Annotated in this window: 20 protein-coding genes; 12 read left to right on the top strand and 8 right to left on the bottom strand. The window is 40.5% G+C overall.

Translation table 11 applies throughout. The annotated features are described in order from the left end of the window. Window positions 1–2 precede the first annotated feature (2 nt). Window positions 3–959, bottom strand: coding sequence for an AAA family ATPase (locus tag AC6H44_RS10220; protein WP_500735330.1), 957 nt, complete (start codon window positions 957–959; stop codon window positions 3–5). 330 nt (window positions 960–1289) lie between these two features. Here AC6H44_RS10220 and fadI point away from each other — a divergent pair, with 330 nt between their 5' ends. Together fadI and fadJ are read left to right on the top strand one after the other, a co-directional pair. Then, a complete protein-coding gene (gene fadI / locus AC6H44_RS10215; protein ID WP_500735329.1) occupies window positions 1290–2600 on the top strand; it encodes an acetyl-CoA C-acyltransferase FadI in 1311 nt (436 codons plus the stop codon). Beyond that, on the top strand, window positions 2600–4792 hold the full coding sequence (gene fadJ, locus AC6H44_RS10210; RefSeq protein ID WP_500735328.1) for a fatty acid oxidation complex subunit alpha FadJ: 2193 nt from the start codon (window positions 2600–2602) through the stop codon (window positions 4790–4792). The genes fadI and fadJ overlap by 1 nt, the downstream gene beginning before the upstream one ends. A 77-nt stretch (window positions 4793–4869) precedes the next feature. Here fadJ and AC6H44_RS10205 read toward each other — a convergent pair whose 3' ends face one another. Further along, on the bottom strand, window positions 4870–5256 hold the full coding sequence (locus AC6H44_RS10205) for an MmcQ/YjbR family DNA-binding protein (protein WP_500735327.1): 387 nt from the start codon (window positions 5254–5256) through the stop codon (window positions 4870–4872). Window positions 5257–5449: 193 nt separating this feature from the next. On the opposite strand from AC6H44_RS10205, the gene efpL reads away from it, so the two are divergent. Further along, window positions 5450–6022, top strand: a complete 573-nt coding sequence (gene efpL, locus AC6H44_RS10200) for an elongation factor P-like protein EfpL (RefSeq protein ID WP_500735326.1) — start codon at window positions 5450–5452, stop codon at window positions 6020–6022. A gap of 88 nt (window positions 6023–6110) precedes the next feature. Here efpL and AC6H44_RS10195 read toward each other — a convergent pair whose 3' ends face one another. Continuing rightward, on the bottom strand, window positions 6111–8345 hold the full coding sequence (locus AC6H44_RS10195; RefSeq protein WP_500735325.1) for a sensor domain-containing protein: 2235 nt from the start codon (window positions 8343–8345) through the stop codon (window positions 6111–6113). Between the two features lie 51 nt (window positions 8346–8396). Then, window positions 8397–11120 carry an insulinase family protein gene (locus AC6H44_RS10190; protein WP_500735324.1) on the bottom strand — a complete coding sequence of 908 codons (2724 nt, stop codon included), beginning with the start codon at window positions 11118–11120 and terminating at the stop codon, window positions 8397–8399. Between the two features lie 184 nt (window positions 11121–11304). Here AC6H44_RS10190 and sixA point away from each other — a divergent pair, with 184 nt between their 5' ends. Then, window positions 11305–11781, top strand: coding sequence for a phosphohistidine phosphatase SixA (sixA, locus tag AC6H44_RS10185; RefSeq protein WP_500735323.1), 477 nt, complete (start codon window positions 11305–11307; stop codon window positions 11779–11781). Window positions 11782–11862: 81 nt separating this feature from the next. Then, on the top strand, window positions 11863–12600 hold the full coding sequence (locus AC6H44_RS10180; RefSeq protein ID WP_500735322.1) for an SDR family oxidoreductase: 738 nt from the start codon (window positions 11863–11865) through the stop codon (window positions 12598–12600). A gap of 3 nt (window positions 12601–12603) precedes the next feature. Here AC6H44_RS10180 and AC6H44_RS10175 read toward each other — a convergent pair whose 3' ends face one another. Next, window positions 12604–13527, bottom strand: a complete 924-nt coding sequence (locus tag AC6H44_RS10175; RefSeq protein ID WP_500735321.1) for an AEC family transporter — start codon at window positions 13525–13527, stop codon at window positions 12604–12606. Window positions 13528–13546: 19 nt separating this feature from the next. Next, entirely contained in the window at window positions 13547–14104 is a 558-nt protein-coding gene (gene smrB / locus AC6H44_RS10170; RefSeq protein ID WP_500735320.1) for an endonuclease SmrB, read from the bottom strand. 125 nt (window positions 14105–14229) lie between these two features. Between smrB and prmB the strand changes: the two genes are divergently transcribed. Further along, complete coding sequence (gene prmB, locus AC6H44_RS10165) at window positions 14230–15174, top strand: 50S ribosomal protein L3 N(5)-glutamine methyltransferase (protein ID WP_500735319.1); 945 nt, start codon at window positions 14230–14232, stop codon at window positions 15172–15174. Window positions 15175–15232: 58 nt separating this feature from the next. Next, complete coding sequence (gene aroC / locus AC6H44_RS10160) at window positions 15233–16330, top strand: chorismate synthase (protein WP_500735318.1); 1098 nt, start codon at window positions 15233–15235, stop codon at window positions 16328–16330. A gap of 220 nt (window positions 16331–16550) precedes the next feature. On the opposite strand, the gene AC6H44_RS10155 is transcribed toward aroC, so the two are convergent. Further along, entirely contained in the window at window positions 16551–18374 is a 1824-nt protein-coding gene (locus tag AC6H44_RS10155) for a spermidine synthase (RefSeq protein ID WP_500735317.1), read from the bottom strand. A 173-nt stretch (window positions 18375–18547) separates the two neighbouring features. Between AC6H44_RS10155 and AC6H44_RS10150 the strand changes: the two genes are divergently transcribed. Then, entirely contained in the window at window positions 18548–20548 is a 2001-nt protein-coding gene (locus AC6H44_RS10150; RefSeq protein WP_500735316.1) for a winged helix-turn-helix domain-containing protein, read from the top strand. A gap of 56 nt (window positions 20549–20604) precedes the next feature. Continuing rightward, window positions 20605–20970 carry a DUF4112 domain-containing protein gene (locus AC6H44_RS10145; protein WP_500735315.1) on the top strand — a complete coding sequence of 122 codons (366 nt, stop codon included), beginning with the start codon at window positions 20605–20607 and terminating at the stop codon, window positions 20968–20970. Between the two features lie 16 nt (window positions 20971–20986). Here AC6H44_RS10145 and AC6H44_RS10140 read toward each other — a convergent pair whose 3' ends face one another. Next, window positions 20987–21679 (bottom strand): 2'-5' RNA ligase family protein, encoded by a 693-nt coding sequence (locus AC6H44_RS10140; protein WP_500735314.1) that lies wholly within the window; start codon window positions 21677–21679, stop codon window positions 20987–20989. Window positions 21680–21958: 279 nt separating this feature from the next. Between AC6H44_RS10140 and AC6H44_RS10135 the strand changes: the two genes are divergently transcribed. The 3 genes from AC6H44_RS10135 to AC6H44_RS10125 are packed head-to-tail and all read left to right on the top strand — an operon-like array spanning window position 21959 to window position 23917. Beyond that, a complete protein-coding gene (locus AC6H44_RS10135) occupies window positions 21959–22513 on the top strand; it encodes an elongation factor P hydroxylase (protein ID WP_500738424.1) in 555 nt (184 codons plus the stop codon). Continuing rightward, window positions 22503–23639 (top strand): ATP-NAD kinase family protein, encoded by a 1137-nt coding sequence (locus tag AC6H44_RS10130; RefSeq protein ID WP_500735313.1) that lies wholly within the window; start codon window positions 22503–22505, stop codon window positions 23637–23639. Before AC6H44_RS10135 ends, AC6H44_RS10130 begins: the two co-directional genes overlap by 11 nt. A gap of 2 nt (window positions 23640–23641) precedes the next feature. After that, on the top strand, window positions 23642–23917 hold the full coding sequence (locus AC6H44_RS10125) for a YfcL family protein (RefSeq protein WP_500735312.1): 276 nt from the start codon (window positions 23642–23644) through the stop codon (window positions 23915–23917). The last annotated feature ends 40 nt before the right edge of the window (window positions 23918–23957 follow it).

Genomic DNA, 23957 nt, shown 5'->3' with positions numbered 1-23957 from the left:
ACTTAAGGTACTGCGACTAGTTCAACAATCCGGCTAATAACCTGATCTTTAGTAATGCCATCGGCTTGTGCTTCGTAACTTAGAATAATGCGATGGCGCAATACATTATGTACTACCGCTTGTATATCGTCAGGGGATACAAAATCACGGCCGTCTAACCACGCGTTGGCACGAGCGCATTTATCTAGGGCAATAGTGGCACGAGGGCTGGCTCCGTATTCTATCCAACGACCAAGTTGTTCATCTAAGTTTGCGCCTTCACGGGTAGCAATAATTAACTGCACTAAATACTGCTCTAGAGGCTCAGCCAAATACAGGCCTAAAATCGCTTTTCGTGCAGCAAACAAATCGGTTTGTGAAATTTTCTCAAGCACTGGAGCTTCATCATTAAGTGCTTCCCCACGGGTTAAACGTAAAATATCAAGTTCATGCTCAGCACCCGGGTAATTAATACTTAAATGCATTAAAAAACGGTCTAATTGCGCCTCTGGCAGCGGGTAAGTGCCTTCTTGCTCCAGCGGGTTTTGTGTCGCCATCACTAAAAACAAATCACTCAGCGGGTATGTGTTTTTGCCTACCGTTATTTGGCGCTCGGCCATGGCTTCTAATAATGCCGATTGAACTTTTGCCGGCGCACGATTTATTTCGTCCGCTAAAATGAGGTTGTGAAACAAAGGGCCTTTTTCAAATACAAACTCACTGGTTTGTTGGCGATAAATATCGGTGCCGGTTACATCGGCGGGTAGTAAATCTGGGGTAAACTGAACACGCTGAAATGAGCCCTCAATACCTTTTGCCAAGGCATTAACCGCACGTGTTTTTGCAAGCCCCGGAGGGCCTTCAACGAGTAAATGACCATCGGCCAAAATAGCAATTAAGAGTGCTTGAGTAAGCGCTGGCTGGCCAATAATTTGGGTGTCTAAATACGTTTTTAATTGTGAAAATGCGTTAGCTGCCATAATAAGTGGACTGTCCTCGTCGGCTTAAATAATACCTAAATTGGTTAGGTAACAAATACTAAGCTAGTTATAAGGTTTATAAGTGGATAACTCAAGTGTTAGACTGATTTTTTAAAAATAGTTCGTTATTTCTTAACGAATTTTTAGCTTAACATAAAACTTTGTAAAACCAGCTAAAAAAGCCTATTGTATTACCCTCATATAACGTATGTAGTGATTTACAATGGCGCTGTATGATTAATTTACCTTTATCTATTGGCTTTATTACACGGGTTGTTTAGAATCGAAGAAAATATACAGGTCAGACCTGTCAGCGGGAGAAAATAATAAATGTCTGAGCAAAACATACTTAAAACACCAAAAGGCGACCGTATTGCGATTGTAAGCGGCTTACGTACTCCTTTTGCAAAGCAAGCAACGGCGTTTCATCATGTGCCAGCACTGGATATGGGTAAATTAGTCGTTAATGAAATGCTGGAGCGATTAAACTTCGATAAATCAGAAATCGATCAACTGGTTTTTGGCCAAGTAGTACAAATGCCAGAGGCGCCAAATATTGCACGTGAAATTGTATTGGGTACGGGTATGCCCGTGTCGGTTGATGCGTATTCTGTATCACGTGCGTGTGCAACCAGCTTTCAAGCGATAGCAAACGTTGCTGAATCAATTATGGCAGGCTCTGTAAGCGTAGGTATTGCCGGTGGTGCCGATTCATCGTCTGTATTGCCGATTGGTGTAAGTAAAAAATTAGCGGGAAGTTTAGTTGATTTAAATAAAGCACGCACCCTAGGCCAGCGTTTAAAAATATTCTCAAAACTGCGTTTAAAAGATTTATTGCCCGTACCGCCAGCGGTTGCTGAGTATTCAACGGGTTTATCAATGGGGCAAACTGCTGAGCAAATGGCTAAAACGCATAACATTAGCCGTGAAGATCAAGATGCCTTAGCGCACCGCTCTCACTCACTAGCTGCTCAAGCGTGGGCTGATGGTAAGTTAAAAGATGAAGTAATGACGGCGCATTTACCGCCTTATAAAAGCTTTATTGAAGAAGATAATAATATTCGTAAAAATTCAACCGTTGAGGGTTACGCTAAGCTTAAACCGGTATTTGACCGTCAACATGGCTCTGTAACTGCGGCCAATGCCACCCCATTAACTGATGGCGCAGCCGCAGTATTAATGATGAGCGAAAGCAAAGCAAAAGCGCTGGGTTATGAAATTTTAGGTTACGTGCGCAGTTTTGCGTTCTCAGCCATTGGCGTAGAAAAAGACATGCTAATGGGACCTGCTCACTCAACGCCTATCGCGCTTGATAGAGCGGGTATAACCTTAGCCGATTTAGACCTTATTGAAATGCATGAAGCATTTGCTTCGCAAACTTTAGCGAATATGAAAATGTTTGCATCAGATAAATTTGCACAACAGCATCTAGGGCGTAATAAAGCCATAGGTGAAATTAACATGGATAAGTTTAACGTGAACGGCGGCTCATTGGCTTATGGTCACCCATTTGCTGCAACCGGCGCACGTTTAATTACACAAAGTTTATACGAGCTTAAACGTCGTGGCGGTGGTTTAGCGTTAACAACTGCCTGTGCTGCGGGTGGTTTAGGTGCAGCCTTTGTATTGGAGAGTGCGTAATGACAGAGTCAGTATTTAATTTAACGGTTGATGATAACAAAATAGCCGTGGTAACCATTGATGTGCCAGGTGAAAAAATGAACACCCTGCGAGATAGCTTTGCTGATGATTTAAAAGCATTGTTAGCACAGGCTAAAGAGCATGCAGTTAAAGGCATGGTGTTCATCAGTGGTAAAAGCGATAACTTTATTGCCGGTGCCGATGTGAAAATGCTCGACAGCGTAGAAAAACGTGAAGACGCATTGGCTATTAGCGAATTATGCCATCAGGCATTTTTTGATATGAAAACGCTTCCTTACACAACAGTCAGTGCTATTCATGGCGCAGCGCTTGGTGGCGGTTTAGAGTTTGCTTTAGCCTGTGATTACCGCGTAGGTACCGATAGCGATTTAACCAAAATTGGCTTACCAGAAGTGCAACTGGGTTTACTACCTGGTGGTGGCGGTACGCAGCGCCTAACTAAAATAGTGGGCATTCAAAAAGCCCTTGAATGGATGTTAACCGGTAAACAAATTCGTCCTAAGCAAGCTAAAAAAGCCGGTGTGCTTGATGATTGCGTGCCACACAGCGTACTGTTAAAAGTGGCCAAAGAGTTTGCTGCTAAGAAAAAGCCACAAGCCAAAGAGCCTAAACTTGATAAGATCAGTAAGTTATTAGAATCAAACCCGTTTGGGCGTAACTTCATCTTTAAAAAAGCCAAAGAAAACGTCCTTAAAAAAACCGGTGGTCATTACCCTGCGCCACTTGCGATTATCAAAGCGGTACGTGCAAGCGTCGAGCTTGATGAAATGAAAGCGTATAAAACCGAAGCCGAAGGTTTTGCCACGCTGGTAATTAGTGATGAGTCTAAGGCGCTGCGCGGTATTTTCTTTGCAACCACAGAAATGAAAAAAGAGTGGCGTAATGATGACGCCCCTGCGATTAGTAAAACGGCCGTATTAGGTGGTGGCTTAATGGGCGCAGGTATTGCCCATGTCAGTGCGGTTAAAGCTAAATTGCCGGTACGTATAAAAGATGTGGCAGAGCAGGGCATAAGTAATGCCATGCACTACACTTACAAAATTTTAGATAAGCGTCTTAAGCGCCGAATTATGTCTAAAGCCGATATGCAGTTAACGATGAACCGTATCACCGGCACTACCGATTACAGCGGTTTTAAACACATAGATTTAGTGATAGAAGCGGTATTTGAAGATTTAGAACTGAAGCAAGGTATGGTTGCTGATGTAGAGCTGCATTGCCAAGCTAACACTATTTTTGCAAGTAATACCTCGTCATTACCTATCTCGCAAATTGCAGCAAACGCAGCGCGTCCTGAAAATGTAATTGGTTTGCATTATTTTTCACCAGTAGAAAAAATGCCACTGGTAGAAATTATTCCCCACGAGGGCACCTCTGAAGAAACCATTGCCCGTGTCGTTAATTTTGCGCGTAAGCAAGGTAAAACGCCAATTGTGGTAAAAGACATGGCCGGTTTTTACGTAAACCGTATTTTAGCGCCATACCTGAATGAAGCGGCTAACTTAATGCTTGCAGGCGAACCAATCGAGAAAATTGATGCGGCATTAGTCGAGTTTGGTTTTCCGGTAGGACCGTTGGCACTGCTTGATGAAGTAGGGATTGATATAGGTTCTAAAATTGCGCCAATTCTTGAAAAAGAACTCGGTGAGCGTTTTAAAGGCCCGGATGCATTTTCTCGTATGATTGATTCAAAGCGCCTTGGTCGAAAAACCGGTCGTGGTTTTTATGAATACGACAAAAAAGGCAAAAAGGTCGATGAGTCCGTTTATGAACTACTTGGCATAACCCCAGCACCACGTTTAAATAAAAACGAAATTGCCAAGCGTTGTATCGCGCAAATGCTTAATGAGGCCGTTCGTTGTTTAGATGATGGTATTATTGCCAGCCCGCGTGATGGTGACATTGGTGCTATTTTTGGTATTGGTTTCCCACCATTTTTAGGTGGCCCGTTTAGCTACATGGATAAATTAGGCGCAGGTAAAATAAGCACTGATATGTCTACTCTGGCTAACAGTAATGCTATTTTTGCACCGTGTGATACTTTGCTTGCTATGGCTGACAAAGGCGATAAGTTTTATACTACAGCCGCTAAAAGTGATGAAGTTAAGGCTGAGCAAGCAGATGATAAATCAACTGACACTCAAGCTGAAACAGCTGACCACAAAGAGTAACACTGTATGAGTTAACCTAAAAAAAGCCGCATAATATGCGGTTTTTTCATGTTCGAGGATAAATTAGATGGGCACTTTTACAATAACGCTTCAATAGCCTTTTTATCTTTATCAGGCATGTTGTCGACCACCAAATTAAATGAGTTGTCAATCATACGCTCTATTTCACCTTGTGGCACCGTGCCATCTAAAATCACCGTATTCCATAAACGTTTGTTCATGTGATAACCAGGGATAACAGCAGGGAAAATATCCCGTAATGATTGCGCTTCATCAGGATCGCATTTTAAGTTTAGCCACCATATAGGTTCGCCATTTTCGTCAGTTTCACCCTCATTGCTAAGTGCAAGAGTGGCAAACATTTTATGATTTACTTTATAAACATCAACATCTTTAGCAAAAGGCTGAGTAAGTTTAACTAACGGCTTATTCATTAAATAGGCATGTACAGTTTGTTGGTTCATGAGCCATTCCTTGAGGTCATACTAGATAAGAAAACAATAGCAGTTTTTTACTACTACATAATACGTATTTTAGTTTAAATTACAGATTTGTAAGTTAATACGAAACAATAAGCTAATGATATCACTTTATTGTTGAACAAAATTAGTTTCATGGTATGTTTCTGGCAATCAAAATAACAATAGGAATTCACCGATGCCAAAGGCAAGTGATGTTAAAAAAGGGACGGCGATTGAATTTAATGGCCGTGTATTAGTAGTAAAAGATATTGTACGCTCAGTGCCGCAGGGGCGTGCGGGTGGTAGCTTATACCGCATGCGTTTATACGATGTAGTGACGGGTAGCAAAGTAGACGAAACCTTCAAAGACAGTGACATGTTAAACCTTGCTGATTTAACCCGCCGTGAAGCCATGTTATCGTACCTAGATGGTGACGAGTATGTGTTTATGGATAACGAAGACTACACGCCGTACAACTTAAACAAAAACGTCATAGCGGAAGAAATTCAGTTTGTTAATGAAGAAACCCAAGGCGTGCACGTTATTGTGATTGATGGCGCGCCAGTAGGTTTAGATTTACCTTCAAGCGTTGAGCTTGTCGTTGAAGAAACAGACCCTTCAATCAAAGGTGCTTCAGCCAGCGCGCGTTCAAAGCCTGCACGTTTATCAACCGGTTTAACGATTCAAGTGCCAGAGCATATTTCAACGGGTGATCGCATCCGCATTAATACTGCTGAGCATAAATTTATGGGGCGTGCTGATAAGTAATCTGCATGGATTTATAATTACAAGCCGAGTTTTTTAGTCACTCGGCTTTTTATTATATACTGACTTAAACTTAGTCAATTTGAGGCGGTTATGCACTAATCAAACTTGGCTTTGACTTGCTTTGCTGTTGTGTTAAAAATGCAGTAAATTCATCTTTTGAGAGTGGTTTAGAATAGTAATACCCCTGCAATGTTTCACAGTTTAGCTTCTCAAGTATGCCTATTTGCTCAGCCTGCTCGACTCCTTCAGCGACCACATGTAAATCAAGGTTATGCGCAATAGTAACAATAGAGTCCACCATATTACGGCCACGCTCGGTTTTCATATCATCGATAAAGGCTTTATCTATTTTTAGCGTATTGAGTGGAAACTGTTTTAAATACGCAAGCGATGAATACCCAGTACCAAAATCATCCATGGCTAAGTGTATCCCACAAGCGCTTAAAGCGCGCATAATAGCAATTGCTTCTTGCGGGTCATCCATAACGGTACCTTCGGTGATTTCAAGCTCTAAAAAGTAAGAGGGTAGTTCATTTTTTTGTAAAATTACATCTATCCGCGAAGTTAGATCAGGTAAGCTAAATTGTTTTGCTGATAAGTTAACTGCCACTCGAGCGTTAAATAAACCATCATCCAGCCACTGTTTTACATCACGGCAGGCTTTATTTAAAACGACTTCACCAATTTCAATTATTTGCCCAGTTTCTTCGGCGATTGGAATAAAGACCCCTGGGCTAATTATGCCTTTTTTAGGGGTAATAAAGCGCACCAACGCTTCCATTCCAGCAAGTTTTCCAGTGCGAATATTCATTTTAGGCTGGTAGTACACTTCAAAATGATCTTCTTTTAAACCAAAGCGCATCAGATTTTCAATCTGTAAGCGTTTAACCGCTTGGCGGTTCATGGTGTCGTTAAAAAATAGGTAACTATTCCCTTTCTTTTTAGCATGATACATTGCAGTATCAGCGTTTTTTAGCAGTAGTTCAGGCGTGTTTCCATCTTCAGGAAACAGCACAACGCCAACACTTGAGGTGATTGCAAGCTCATGACCCGCCATTTTAAAAGGGGTGGCTATTGCGGCTAAAAATTGTTTAGCCATACGGGTAATAGTATGAATATCGTTGGTATTTGACATAACCAGTGCAAATTCATCGCCACCAAGGCGATAAAACACGTCATTTTCACGGGTGAGTTTATTTAAACGCATAGCAAGTTTAGCTAATAAGCTATCGCCTAATTGATGCCCCAAAGAGTCATTTATTTTTTTAAAGTTATCTAAATCGAAGACGAGCAAGGCATGGTGAGAATGTTGCTTTGCGAGTTTTTGTAAGTCTAAAAAAAATAGATTACGGTTGGGTAGACTGGTTGTGCGATCGCGATTTGATAAGTTATTAAGTTGTGATTCGGTTTTTTTTCGCTCGGTTAAATCAGAATAAACCACCACATAGTTGGTTATTTGGTGTTGATCGTTTTTAATTTCATCAATTGAAATTTCAAATGGCAGTAAGGTATGGTCGCTATTACGTAACTTTACTTCTTCTTGAATATGTTCATGTTCTCGCACCGTGTTTTTTATTGTATCAATATAGCTTTTGTCATAGCCGGTTAAATGAAACTCTTTTTGAAGGTATTGCTCACGTACACCGCCAAATAGTGTTAAAAAACTGGGATTAACATCAACAAGCTTAAAATTCTTATCATAAATAGCCAGTGCATCCGTGAAAGACTCGACGCATTTTGCAAAAAGGTTTAAGCGCTCTTGGGTTGACTTTAACTGAGATATATCCCTGAGTGTACCTGTCATTCTTAGTGGGCTTAAATTGGTGTCTTTCTCAATGATTTTTCCACGGTCAAGCACCCAGTGCCACTTACCGAAGCTATCTTTGATGCGATAAGTCGCTTCAAAAAAAGTACTTTCTTGGGCAAAGTGCTTTTTTAATAAATAGTCTACATGGGTTAAATCGCGGGGGTGGATAAGGCTTTTATTAGGTGGAAACTCTACGAGTTCATTGTCTTTCATTACGTATTTATCATTTATACGAATAACCTTGCCGGTTTTTATATTCCAGTCCCATAGCGTATCGCCACTGCCTTCAACAGTGCTTTTTAAACGTTTTTCAGAACGTTGTAATTGAGAGTGGGCGCGTTTAAGTGAATGAATAACTGTTAATAAATACGCTAAAGTTAACGATATTATTGCAAACACGCTAACGACTAAGGCATTTAAATTCAAACTAAATGATGAATCAAATGCATTAGCAGGGCACGTTGTAGCCAAAACAACCAATAATTGAATGTGTTTTATTATTTTTATTTTTTTCATTGTCTTACTTCTTATTAACAAAAGACAATTTAAATCAAGCGCGAGTAAGAGTCAAAGAGAATGCGAATAAAGTGGTAGATTCTCTGATTGATTAATCGCTTTAGCACCTAAAAGTTCATATCTTGGGCGATTTGCAGCAAACATTTTACGGGCATATGCTTTTAAATCTTCAAGTGTTAACGTATTTAAAGCGTTTAAAAGGCGTTGCTGCATATTAAATTGATGATCGCCATTACCAATTGCAAGCCATAAACGTTGTGAGCGCAAACGTAGGTTTTTGTCTTTTTCGGCAATATGAGTGGTTAGCCCCTGCTTTTGTTGTAACCAAGTCGGCTCTGTTAATGCATCGATGGTTAATAAATACTGACTAATAAATAAATTATGCCTGTGCAGTAATGTAGTTGGTTCAAATTTAGGGGATTGTATATAAAAGGCAATGCCGGCTCTGGTGTTAAAAGGAGCATAGCCTGCACCGACTAAATAACCAAGTTGTTGAGTGGTTCTTAATTCGTTAAAGTAATCTTGATTCATTAAATGATTAAGTGCCATCATTTTCACTTTTTCATTAACGTCATCGCTTAAAGCTTGATAATAAATTACCATCGCATTATCGCTGCAGGCAAGTTCGAGTTCGTAGCGAGTCACTTTAGTGATTTCAAATAGTGGACGCTTTAAATCTTGGATAACCGCAGATTTTTTCAGATGTTTTGCTACTTTCTTTTGAAATGCAATGGCATCATTTTGCTGCCAATTACCATGTAAAAAAGATTCAACATGGAGGGCGTTAAAAAACGCATGCCTAAATTCATTAAATTGATGAAAGCACGTATCTTTTAAGGCATTTGCTAACTCGTGAGGTTGCGGGTTCCACGGCATTATTTTAGCGCCTAAAATACTAAATAGCTCACCAACAGGTTTGTTTTGGTTGCTGTTACGCCAATGCCTAACTAATTGTTTTTTATATTCGGCAAAGCGTTTGGCGCAAATTTTTACGTTAAACAAGGCATCAATAAGCTGATCGACTAACTCCAGCTGACTTGAAGAAAGCCCTGCAGTATGTAAGGTTAAGCCACCCTGATGAGAGGTTAAGTGATAACTTAAGCCTGCTAATTCCGCAGGATAAAATTGCTCGCCAACACTGTCCATAAATAAATCAGAAAACAACCGCGTCAATGCCATATGCTTTACATTTTTTATTGCAAGGTCAGAATCCATGGCTAAATAAAAGTGTCCTTTGGCTACTCTAAAAGTAGCGTCTTGTTTAAACCAAAAATCAAAGCCCGGTTCTTTTACTAATAATCTTGGATAAGGCTGCTGTGGCTCAATTGGGTATAAAACTACCTCTTTAGCTAAATAAGGATTGGCAGTGGGTAATGACATTTCCCCTTGAGGCTGGCTGATCTGTGCCAGTGCTTCAAGCCAGTGAAGTGATAGCTTTTCAATTTTATACGGTGTGTTATACCAAGCAGCGGTGTGTTCAGGCTCTACATCAGGATGAATAAGCACTAAGCGCATATTATGCGGATTTAACCATTGCATGGCCATTTCATGGGTGGTGGCTTTAAAGCCCTCCATTAAATAGTCACCTTGCAGGTAGTTAACTTCATCATAATGCTGCATGTTAATACTTAAATTACTAACCCAATCAATTAGGCGCGATTTTTCTTGATTATCAAACGCTATTTGTAACAGTTTTTGCTTATCTTGATAAAGACGAGGTAGTTTGCTGGTGTTATTATTAATCAAGCAAATATATTCAAACACCATTTCAATAATGTCTTCGTAGTATTCAATGCCTTCATCGGTTAAGGCCATACTGATATTGAAATCTTTAAAATTACTGCCGTTTATTCCTCCGCCTGCAGAGAGGGCGTTGATCCACCCTTGATCTTTAAGCACCGAGTACAGTGAACCTTGCCCTTCATAGCCTAGTAAGTGAGCAATAAAACTAACCGTTTTATGGCGGTAAAAGTCGTCAATGTTCGGCATAGCAAAACTAATAATTAGCTTTTGTACATGTTTATGCGGCTCGATATGCAGTAACTTACCTAGGTCTTGATTACGATAAAGCGGCGCTTTTATTGGGGGTTTTAGCTGGTTTTTAACCCCTTTAATTTGTGAAAAATATTGGGCAACCCATGCTTGTAATGTGTCAAGTGGTTCATTGGCACACACGACTAAGGTCATCCACTGGGCTTGGTAATGCTGATTGAAAAAATCGCGCAATTCATCACTTATGCAGCGCGCTCTATTTGCTAAGGTTTGTAAGTTACCCACTGAGAACTTGGCAAACGGATGTTCTGGGTTGACTGTTTCTTTATGAACTTGATAGATACGCCTGCCATCGTCTTTAATTTTTAATTTAAACTCGGCTTCAATGGCATTACGTTCTTTTTCAGTTTCATCAGGGTTGAGTGAAGGGGCAATAAAAAAACGGCTAAATTGCGTTAATGCTGATTCAATATAATTATTATTTATATCAAAAAAATAGCAGGTATGCTCCGTGCCAGTCCATGCATTGGTATTGCCACCAGATTGAGAGACAAAATTATTAAAACTGCCTGATTCAGGATACAGATCAGTGCCTAAAAACAACATATGCTCTAAAAAGTGTGCTAGGCCTTGCCTATCAAGCGGATCATCGAAATGACCGGCATTAACTGCCATCGATGCGGCTGCTTTTACTGAGTCCTGATCATGCACTAAAAGTACTTTTAGACCATTGTCCAGTGTTAGTGTGCGGTAAGCTCTGTTATCATTGGTGCTGATTTTCAAATGATGCTCCTGAAACTAAACGTATAATTGTTAACGACAGATGATAACTTCAGGAAAGAGACGCTATTTACCTGAACATCGTGAAAGCACTATTTTAAGAAAATAAATAGGTTTGAGTTATTAATATAGCGGAAATTCGAGCAAATTGGCTACTGTTTTATATTCTTTAATTGGTTGATTTTTTATGAAAACAATCTTGATAATGCGTCACGGTGAAGCAATACCAGTGCAGGCTGATGATGTAAGTAGAAATTTGACTTATGAGGGGCATCAGCAGGTTGAAAAAATGGGGCGGTGGTTACAAAGAATGCATGCTCCAAATGGTTTATTGGTTAGCCCCTTCGTCAGAGCACAGCAAACTGCAGAGGGGATTAAAAAAAACAATACTTTTTTATTTGAAGAAACCTGCAAAGATATTATTCCTGCAGGTAACCCGCAAGTTGCCGCTGACTATCTAGAAACGTTAATAGCGCTACACCCAGAGTGCGACACTTGGCTTGTTGTTGCCCATATGCCAATGGTGAGCTATTTGGTCGATCAATTATGTGCTGGGCACATGCCTATTTTTAATGCTGGTGCCGTTGCCGTGATAAGTTACGACGAAAGCAATCAAAAAAGCCAATACCTCAGTATTCATGTACCAAGTAACGTTGAAGTTTAGCCTATAGCCACCCATGCTTTATTAGTTGATATTTCAGTTGTTGCTGCAATCGAGTAACACCGATAAAAACAAGGATAGACAATGAAATCTAACCCAGTAGTACTTATAACCGGAGCAAGTCGAGGAATTGGTGCTGCAACCGCAATTTATTTTGCACGCCTTGGTTATGATGTGTGTATTAATTATAAAACCAATCAACACAGCGCAGAAAAAATAGCAGAGCAAGCACGCAGCTTTGGTGTAAAAGCCGAAATAGTGCAAGCTGATGTGTCTAACGAAACGCAAGTGCTTACCCTGTTTGCAAAAGTAGACGAGTTATTTGGCAAATTAGATGTGCTCATAAATAATGCCGGTATTTTAAAGCCGCAAATACCATTGCTTGAGATGGATGCCTCGCGTATCAATGAGGTACTCACCACCAATGTAACAAGCGCTTTTTTATGTGCCCGTGAAGCGATTAAGCGATTGCCCAGTGGCGGCAGTATCGTTAATGTATCATCGGCAGCGGCTAAAACCGGTTCACCAAATGAATATATTGATTATGCCGCTTCTAAAGGGGCAATGGACACGTTAACCATTGGTTTAGCCAAAGAAGTAGCCAAGTTAAGTATTCGTGTTAACTCAGTGCGCCCAGGATTAATTTACACCGATATGCACCATGATGGCGGCGAGGCTAACCGAGTCGATCGTCTTAAATATAAATTACCTTTAGGGCGAGGTGGCCAACCTGAAGAAGTTGCTGCTGCAATTTACTTTTTAGCCTCAACACAAGCTTCGTTTACGACTGGTGGTTTTATAGACGTAGCTGGTGGTTTGTAAAGGTTACAGCAATACCGTTAACCAAATACTAAAACTGACGACGCTTAAGACTGTTGACAGTACAACCGTACTGGCAAGTGTCGCTTGATGTTGTTTTATTTGATTAGCAATAAGGTAGGCGTTGACACCTAATGGGGAGGCACTTAATAGCACTAATACATTGCGTAGCGACTGTTTAAGTGTGAAAACATAAGTAGCAAAATAATACACTAAGCAGGGAAGCACAACTAACTTTAACAGGCTGGCAATGGCTGCTGCTTGCCAATTATCGCTAATTTTATAAAACGCTAAGTTTGCACCCAATACAAATAATGCACAGGCAATCGCGGGTTTAGCTAAAAGGGCTAAGCCATTACTTAAATCAGCAAACAACGTGATGCCTGCTAAATTTATTAACAGGCCTGTGCTAATACTTAATACCACAGGGTTGAGCAGCATATTTTTAAAAAATGTTGACCACGAAAACACATGATTGGCACTGTTTGCACTAATTAAAAAGGTAAGGGTAAACAATAACGCGCTATGAAAAGTGATGATCATAAAAATAATGCCCATCATTTGCTCGCCTAATGCAGCAATAATAATGGGTAAACCCACCAATACCGTATTCGAGTAACTACTGCCAAGTGCAAATACGCTGTGGCGCTCGTATTGCAGATGTTTAGAAAGGCAGTAGCGGTCAATAATGAGCGCAAAAAAGTAAATTAAAATAACGGGAATATAAAAACTTAAAAAGCCATTCAAGCTTACACTGGTTTGTAAGTCTGCTTGGGCCATATTTAAAAATAAAAATGCGGGAACGCTAATATAAAAAGTAAATTTGCTCAGACCTGCTATGTGCACGCGCTCTAAAAATTCACTCCGGCTAGCAATGTAGCCAAATAACACAATAAATATAAGCGGAAATATAATCGAAAAAATATGCACTCAAAAGCGCCCTTATTGCTTAACGTCTAAACTCATCACTTTGCGGTAAGTTAATTAGTATTAGCACGGCACCTTTGCCACCAAACTCAAGGGGGGCTTGATGCATGGCAATAACATCGGGATGTTGCACTAAATATTGCGGTACTTTGTGTTTGAGTATACGACCACCAATACCATGAATAACGCAGGCACAATAGTAGTGCTTTTTTTTGCACTCATGAATAAGCCCAGCAAGTTCATCTTTAGCTGTTTCCTTATTTAAGCCGTGTAAATCAAGGGTTAAGTCAGGTATAAAGTCACCTCTACGAAGCTGTTTTGCTAAAAAGCGATCGTGGCCGTCTTGCACATAATTAACAGTACCGTGAGTGTCTATATCGGGCACATATTCATCAGAAAAGAAAAATTCTGATTGTTGCTGCTTTTTTTGCTGGGCAAATAGCTTAGTTTGTGACACTTTAGGCGTGTTAGTAAAACGGTGAGTATCTTGTTTAAATACACGCGAACCGCTGATACTTTGACGAAACAAGTCAATGTCGTCAGGGCTGATCAGGCTATTGGAATAAGGATTCTTTTTCATAGCGGCAGTCTAAACAATAAAGCGCTAAAAATCGAGTTAAAAAGCGTTACAATAGGGCAATCATGGGGCCAATGATGCGCCCCGATTGAGTTTATAATTTTGAAAGTAGCAGGCAGACAAAACAGATGAGTGATTTATTAATAGAAGAAGCAACCCTAGATGAAGCTGTTGCAGAACTTTCAACCTTACATGATTGGCTTCGTTGGACAACCAGTCAATTTGCAAGCAGTGGTATTTTCTTTGGCCATGGTACTGATAATGCGTGGGATGAAGCGGTTAGCTTATTGTTACCGGCACTCAGCTTACCTATCGATGCGCCAAAAGAGTTAATGCATGCGCGTTTAACCAGTACAGAGAAAACGCGTTTAGCTGGACTTATTTCAGAGCGTGTCAACGATTTCACGCCAGTGCCTTATTTAACTAATATTGCATGGTTTGCCAACATGCCATTTTACGTCGATGAACGGGTATTAATTCCTCGCTCGCCTTTTGCTGAGCTTATTACTAACCGTTTTACTCCTTGGCTTGAACAGCCAGAGTCAGTAGAGCAGATACTTGATTTATGTACTGGGTCGGGTTGTATTGCTATTGCCTTGGCACAAGCATTTGACAATGCGCAAATTGACGCTGTTGATATTTCTTATGAAGCGCTAGAAGTGGCTGATATTAATATTACCGACTATCAACTCAGTGACCGCGTATTACCAATTCAGTCGGATGTATTTAGTGGTGTACCAGGACAAAAATACGACTTAATAGTGGCCAATCCACCGTATGTTGATGCTGAAGATATGGCTGATCTTCCACGTGAGTTTCATCATGAGCCAGAACTAGGCTTAGCATCGGGTCACGATGGTTTAGATGTAACCCGTACTATTTTAAGCGAAGCGGCAGAACATCTAACTGATAACGGTTTGTTATTTGTCGAAGTTGGTAACTCTATGGTACACATGGATGCGCTTTATCCAGACGCGCCATTTGAATGGATTGAGTTTGAGCAAGGTGGTTTAGGGGTGTTTGTTATTAGCAAGCAACAGCTAGACGCCTATTTTGCAGACTCAGCAGCATAAAAATTAAAGCCGAGCCTTAGGCTCGGTACTTAGTGGTCATTAGGAATGAGGAAAGTTAATGGCAGGTAATAGCATTGGGCAGTTATTTAAAGTGTCCACCTTTGGCGAAAGCCACGGCGTCGCCCTCGGCGGTGTTGTGGATGGTACGCCCGCAGGTCTTGAAATTAGTGAGGCCGATATACAAATCGATTTAGATCGTCGCAAGCCTGGGCAAAGCCGTTATACCACGCAGCGCCGTGAGAGCGACCAAATAAAAATTTTAGCTGGCGTTTTTGAAGGTAAAACCACCGGTACCAGCATTGGTTTACTGATTGAAAACACCGATCAACGCTCACAAGATTACGGCAAAATTAAAGACGTATTTCGTCCAGGTCATGGTGATTACACTTACTGGCATAAATATGGTTTACGTGATTATCGCGGGGGTGGCCGCTCATCTGCCCGCGAAACCGCTATTCGCGTTGCCGCAGGTAGCATTGCCAAAAAGTATTTAAAGCAGTTTCATGGTATTGAAGTTCGTGCGTGTTTGAGCCAATTAGGGCCAATTAAAGCCCAAAGTTACGATTGGGATGAAGTAGAAAAGAACTTATTTTTTTTCCCTGATGCTAGCAAGCTTGAAGCCCTCGATGAATATATGCGTGAGCTAAAAAAGCAAGGCGATTCAGTCGGTGCAAAAGTAAAAGTAGTAGCGAAAAATGTCCCTGTAGGGCTTGGTGAGCCGGTATTTGACCGCCTCGATGCAGAGCTTGCGCACTCACTTATGAGTATCAACGCAGTAAAAGGCGTTGAAATTGGTGATGGCTTTGATGTAGTAGAGCAAAAAGGCTCAGAGCACCGTGATGAGTTAACACCGGATGGCTTTACTTCAAATCATGCCGGTGGCGTACTTGCGGGTATTTCGACGGGGCAAGATATTATTGCCTCAATCGCGCTCAAGCCAACGTCAAGCATTACCATTGCTGGCAACAGTATTAACACTGAAAACGAAGCAGTGGAAATGATCACTAAAGGCCGCCACGATCCCTGTGTTGGCATTCGCGCAGTCCCAATTGCCGAAGCGATGATGGCGATTACCTTAATGGACCATTTACTGCGCCAACGCGGGCAAAACCCCCATGTTCATCATCAGCATGGGCCAATAAAAGGCGCTGTTTAGGGTTTAGTTAAAAGCAACCAAAGTTGTTTAAAGCGCGATTTTAATCGCGCTTTTTGTTGTGGTCATTTTAAGATAGACATCAAAGTTTCAGAAGCGGGATCAGGCTGTGCTTTTGATCTGTCCATTGCGTCAAATGTACTGTTGAATAAGGTGTTATCGGTGATAAGTCTGTTATGGCTATCGAATTTAAAAATGCTTGGTTATTCGTCATGACGACCCATTATGAGCCTAACTGCGTACCCGTATAGTTAAATTTGATCAGAGATTTATCGAAGCGCTTACTGTGAGCTTGGAGTACGGGCATCAAATCAATATGATTATTGGATATATGGATAATTAATAAGCCGCTTTTTGTTAGTCGCTGCCAATATAACTGAAAAGCCTCTTCAGTTAGTAAGTGGCTAGGGATCACATCACTTGAAAAAGCATCAATAATTAACGCATTCATTAATGGGGCATTATTTTTTTGCTCTGCAGTTAAAGTGATCCTGCCATCACCAATGACAACATCAATACGTGCAGGGCTATCTGTTAAATATGAAAAATAATTGCGCGCCATACTATAAACCGCAGGGTTAAGCTCATAAAAGCGGATTTTATCGAACTTATCGCCAAACTTTGCTAATACGCCTGCACCTAAACCAATAATACCGATATTTAAATCTTGTTGCTTTTTTAGCGCTGACAGTGATTTAGCGATACCAGTATGGTGATGATAATAGCTGTTTGTCAGTTCAGTTTGTTTATTAAGCGACTGCGAGCCATGAATCGTTGTGCCGTCGATTAAACGTCTTTCAGCGAGGTTTTCGGTGGTGATGTCTTTTACAGTGACATAACCGTAAAAATTTCTTTCAGAGGCTAAGTTGTATTGATTAAAATTAATAAAAAGATAGCCATAGCTTGTGCTCCAAATAACCAGCGTAGCCAGTAAAGCTATTTTATAGCAAGAGGACATTTTCGTCGTCTGAGTGAATAACGTGTATATAAATAATGAAAGCGCTAAAGCTAACGCCACAATGAATTCTGTTATTTGTTCAAACAGTAGCGGTGCGAGTAAGGCACTGAGTAAACTGCCGATCACACCACCTAAAGCGATATATAAATAAAATACGGTAAGTAGTGAGCCATCGGGCGCGAGTTTTCGCAGTTCACCATGACAGATCATACAAACAATCAATAAAATAAAGCTGTAGATCAGCAGTTGAGCTAACGCATTAAATTGGCTGCCAAGAAAAAACATCATCAGTCCTGCGAATGCGCTAAATATTAATAAGTAAGTCCAATGGGCACGATGATAGTTTTTTGCAGATGCAAACGCATAACTGAAGGTCAGCAAATATATTGCCAATGGCAACGCCCATATTAGCGGCATGGGCGGGATGTTGGTGCTGATCATTTGGGTTGTCGCGATCAACATCATTGAACTGGTTGCTGAGAACGCAATCCACAGCCAGTTAGGTTTGACCAGCAAGGTCATTTTTGGCTTAGTCATTGCTTTATCGGCGATACTGCCATTACTAAATAATACATAAATTAAACACAATAACAGTATGCAGTATGTAAATAATCCCACTGTCCAATAGCTCTTTTGCTCATCGATTGAAAATAAAACTTCAAAAATAAATGGGTAACTCAGCAAAGCAAGTAGTGAACCCAGATTCGAAAGCGAATACCATTGATAAGGTACGGTCATAGCGGTCGATTCAATATACCAGCGCTGCAGCAGTACGCTGGTAGCACTGAGTAACATAAAGACTAAGCCAACCTGTAAAAACAATTTAGCAATCACTGACCACGCTGGTGTTAGTGATAAAAATAAACCGACTTCAATTGTGTTAAAAGTAATGATGCTCGATAAAGTCACTAACAAGGTGTGTATAAATAATTGTCGTTTGAGCTGATAACGGCTTAACAAATGAGCATATAAATAGCCGAGTAACAGCATGCTTTGATAAAAAAATAGGCTGGTTGACCAAACCGAAGCGCCACCGCCAAACTCGGGTAGTAGCTCTTTAGATAAGATAGGTTGAATTTGAAAGAGCAAAAACGCGCTCACAAAAATAATGAATGTCGATAATATCCGTTGCATCTTTTTTATTACTTAGTAAATGGTGCCTAACCATTTACTGAACTAATTAATGCGGCAATGTAATAACCCTTGAGTTTATCTTAAGAAAACCTTAATCTATGATTTGTATGAATTTATTGGAGTTGTAAGTGGGTAGGTTTCGAATCGGGAATTTTGACGTCGATGTTAGCCGTGGTAAAATTTCATCCGCTGAAGGCGTACAAATTGTCGAACCTAAGGTTATGGATGTGCTCCAATTTTTGTACTCTCATAGGGGCAATGTGGTTAGCCAGGAAGAAATTTTTGCAGCTGTGTGGCCTAATTCAGTGTTTAGCTCGAGTAATGTGCAACGCAATATTGCACTGCTGAGGAAAGCATTAAATGAAGATTCTAAAAATCCACAATTCATCATTACCCACCCGAAACGGGGTTATTGCCTTGAACTTAACGAACAAACACGTTCTCACTCTGTAAAGTGGCCGTTGTTGGCTTTTATCGCCGTGACAATTGTATGTTTGGTTGGTGGTTGGTTCACATTTGCAACGCAGGTTGCTAAAACTGATTTCTATTCTTTGGTGCCTGTAACATCAAATGAAGCCAATGAATCCTCTCAATCGCAATCTAATAACGGCAATTATTTAGCATTTGTTCGCGGTGACAATGATAATCAGCATATCTGGCTAAAAGAATTAACGACAGGTAAAGAGGTACAATTATCCCAACACCCATCGACCTACTATAGTCTAGGCTGGAGTCCGGATAATCGCGCATTGGCTTTTATAGAAAAACAAAATGATGTTAGCCAATTAGCGTATTTTAATTTAGATATGGTAACTCTAACGAGTTTAAATTACGCCAAATTACTGGAATTTAAAGGATATTTAGTTACCAGCCAGCAATTACAATGGACTAATAACAATCAGATTTATTTTATCGAGCGACGAAAACATAAAAATGATACGCAGCTTTCGACCGTCAATATAGAAACTAAACAAAAACAGGTAATCAAACCCTCAATGGGTCAAGACTGGTTAAAGTTACAGGCGTTATCGCCAGATCAAACACAATTAGCGCTTGGTTATGAAGCAGGACAAAATAACTACCGTATTGAAATACTGAATTTAACGGATAATAGCAGTAAAACAATTGCCGTTATTGAAGATGGTATTCAGGGGCTTAGTTGGCACCCAAGTGGTGAATACTTGCTGATAAGCAGCACAAATAATCTATTACTGATTGATATGCAAGGCGATTCAACTGATATCGCCTTTAATAACTATCAAGTTATTCGAGATGCTGCCTTCACGCCCTCTGGTGAGGAGATATTGATGGAGCTTGTAAATATTGATATTGATATTTTACGGGCAACGAGTACATCACCTCAGCAGTATGAAAAACTCGTCGATACCTCTTCGGTTGATTTTTTGCCGGTGTTCTCACCTGATTCAACTAAGTTTGTCTTCGAATCCCATCGCTTTGGTTTAAAGCAATTGTTTTTATATGAGCAAGGAAAACAAACGCTGATTTTTGCAAACCCTAATAATGAAGAGCTGTTTGGGGTAGTTTGGTCAAAAAATGGCGAGGAAGTGATCGCCGCAAGCAAAGATAAACTGTTTCGGATAGATTCAAATAGCGGCGACTATCAAACAATACCTCATCCACATCATTCATTTTATCTCAGAGAGAAGTTTAATAATGAAGATGCGATCTTGGTTTCATATCGCGCTGACGATGGTGTTACATTCCACCCTGCAAAACTAGACTTGCAAACATTAAGTTTAATGCCATTCACTGGCCAAGGAGAGCGATTGGCGTGTTATGCAATGGCTTTAGATAAACACGATCAGATTTACTTTTCTAACAACAAACAGCTATTTCGACTTGATAAAGATGGCAATTTTGATCAACTCTGGCGCGCTAATGACAACGATATTATCGGTCTAGCGGTAAATGAACAAATATTAAATATTACCTTAGAGCAGGAAGATGGCTATCAGCTCAATCAGCTTAATTTACAAAGTGGTCGCTCAGAAATAAGGCATATAGCAAACGAGAAGGGTAATATGCTAATTAATGCTTCGCACGATAGTACGCAGTTTTTATACCTTACTGGGCCGAAAAGAACACGCACCTTAGTACGATTGCGATGAAGCGGGAGTTGATGTTATTTAAAGTAATTTGTTAATTATTAAGTTTACGAGGATGTATGGAGCAGATTCAGTTATCACACCAAGATACATTAAAACGGCTTGAAAAGTTTAGCCGCTTTACCGACAGCAGTATTGGTATTCCATTTACTAAATTTAAATTTGGTGCCGAGTCTCTGATTGGGCTATTGCCAGTGGTAGGCGATTTAGCGGGACTTATTTTATCGGGATATGTACTAATTGAAGCGCAGCGCTTAGGCGTTAGTAAGCGAGTAAAGAGCAGAATTATTTTAAATATGCTCGTTGATTTTGTAGGCGGGCTTGTGCCATTTTTTGGTGATATTTTTGATGCTTATTTTAAAGCAAATACCCGCAATACCCGCATACTTAAAAAATATTTAACAGACAAGTCAACTACAAGCTAGATACAACTTGTTTAAGTTATTTAGTATCAAAAAAGTACTCAGCAATGACTTGTTTTTGTTGCCCAAACTGATCAGAAATGCCAATTCCAATGCCAATTATTTCACCTTGCGCTTGAGGTGGTTGAGTTTGCATGGCTTTATTAAAAGTAGCCAACGCGGGATTTTGCTCGTTTGCCAGTAAACTTAAATGTGGTTGGAAGTTTTGAAACACATTTGGGCTGCCATAACGCTCAAAAGCAATTAATTTATTAGGGTAATGCTCTACCCAACTTGGTACAGTCGTAAGCTTGTCACGAAGAGGTTCAAGAGCAAGCGTTACCTCATCTGCAAGACGTTGTAACTGATATGGTTTTTCTAAGTTTATAAACGCCCAGTTACTTGATGATACGCTAAACCCATTTGCTTTAATCTCAAAAGGTCGCTGACGTTTTGCTATTTGCTCAATCACGCGCTTAATGTTGTTTTGCGCCTCTTGCGGATAATCTGTTAAATATAATGTGGCATGCACAGGGAACCCTAGCTGGTAAAACGTGGTCATTTGTTGCTTTGCCAATTTATCACTCGTTTTAGCCATAAGATCAATAATAGGCTTAGAGGGAATCGCAAATACGTTAATACTCACGCTTTTTGCCTGGCTACTGGCACTTAATAGCGCTAAAAAAACAAGCATGCTAAATAGCCATGATCTAGAGATGTTTTGTTTAAGCATGGAAATGAATCGATTTAAGTTTATGATTTGCATATGGTAGGCGTAATTGGGTGTTGAGTAAATAAGTGTATAAAGTTTTAAATTACTCTGCTTACAACTCTAGGAGGAGCCCATTTAAAACTTTAAAGTAAAACAGTATATATTCAGACAGTTGTATTTTGTTAGCTAGCTTTTTACTTTGTGTTGAAAAGTCCGTACAATTCGCCTCGTTTTTAGTGTGCTTTATATTCGTTTTATATGGCTATAAAGCAACGGGCCAAACGAGTATCTGAAATATTTATGCATCAAATAGCCGACTTAACATCTATTTTTGAACGCACTTTTTACCACAGCCATAATACACGTTTGGTTAAAGGTGAGCATGAGCCTATTTACATTCCTGCTGATGCGCAAACGCCGTACCATCAAATTGTGTTTGCTCATGGTTTTTATGCCAGCGCTTTACATGAAATTGCACACTGGCTGGTGGCAGGTGATAAACGTCGTTTACTCGAAGATTACGGCTATTGGTATTGCCCCGATGGCCGTGATAAAGCGCAGCAAGCCAAGTTTGAAGCGGTTGAAGTAAAGCCACAAGCGATTGAATGGGCATTGAGTGTTGCTGCGGGCTTTGAGTTTAATGTTTCGGTTGATAATTTAAATGGTGAGCAAAGCTGTCGTTTTGATTTTCAGGCGCGAGTACACAAACAAGTTTTACAGTTGCTAAAAGTAGGCTTTAATCCTCGTACTACGGCACTATTAAAAGCATTAAGCGAATTTTACAGTACGCCATGGCCATTGAATGCCGGGCAGTTTGTATGGCAACACCCTCAGGAGTTTAGTGATGCAGTTTAAATTAGGACTAATAGTAAACCCAGTTGCCGGTTTAGGTGGTAGCGTAGCACTCAAAGGCAGTGATGACGTTGCGGCTAAAGCGCTGGCACTTGGTGCTCTACCAAAAGCTAATTTACGCACTAAGGCAGCGCTTGAGGTGTTATTGCCTTATCAAGACAAAATAACAATTTATACAGTTAATGACTCAATGGGTGAACGCAGCGCTAAAGAACTTGGTTTTAATACTGAAGTTGTATATCAAAGCGAGCATCAAAGTAGTGCAACGGATACTGAGCTTGCCGCTCAAGCATTACAGCAACTGGGCGTCGACTTAATTTTATTTGCAGGTGGCGATGGTACTGCCCGTAATATATGCCACGCAGTAGAAGATACCGTGCCGGTACTGGGCATTCCTGCGGGCTGCAAAATTCACTCAGGCGTGTATGCAATCACGCCAAAAGCCGCGGGGCGCGTAGTTGAAATGTTAGTTAAAGGCGAATTAGTAACCTTAGCCGATGCCGATGTAATGGATATTGACGAGGATGCGTTTCGCCAAGGCACAGTAAAAGCAAAGCGCTATGGCGAAATGCAAGTACCCAGTGAAGTACGTTATGTACAAGCAGTTAAAAACGGTGGCAAAGAAACCGATGAATTAGTACTTGCCGATATTGCCGCCTATGTCGTCAGTGAAATGGATGCCAACACGCTTTATGTCATGGGCAGTGGCTCTACGGTTGGCGCGGTGATGGAAGAGATGGGGCTTAAAAATACGTTGCTTGGTGTCGATTTAGTGGATGATCAAACCTTAGTAGGCCAAGATTTAACAGCTCAACAACTTATTGAACTTACCAAAGAGCGAGATATAAAGCTGGTGATCACCTTAATTGGCGGTCAAGGGCATATTTTTGGCCGTGGCAATCAGCAATTGAGCCCAGTACTTATCCGCACTATCGGCCGCGATAACATTATTGTGGTGGCAACGAAAAGTAAATTACAGGCTTTAAATGGCCGACCGCTGATTTGTGACACCGGCGATAGCGAATTAGATGATGAATTAAGCGGTTATATTCGGGTAACAACCGGGTTTAACGACCATGTTATGTATGCTGTGGGTCACCAAGATACCCTGCAAGCACAGGAGAAGTAAAAGTGAGTTTAGTAAATTATATTGATGCAGCCCAACAGTATTTTGATGATTTAGTGATCAAAGCCACTGATGACGAATTATTTGCCGGTGGCTATTTGCGTGGGCATTTTGACTTGGCGGTAGGGTATGCGCAAGTTGAAGAGTTAAATTTAGAAATTGCAGAGCTAAACGACACGGTTGAAAAAAGCTTAGTGAAAGCCTACCGCAATGGTGAATTGAATGAAGCTGATAAAGCCCTGGTAGTAAGGATATGGAATGAGGTAAAAGCACTCGCATAAGCTTTTTGTTCATATTGCAAATAACGCGGCCATTGAGACG

The sequence above is a fragment of the Pseudoalteromonas sp. TAP-3C genome (genome assembly GCF_059888565.1).
This window is presented reverse-complemented; position numbering and strand designations above follow the sequence as displayed.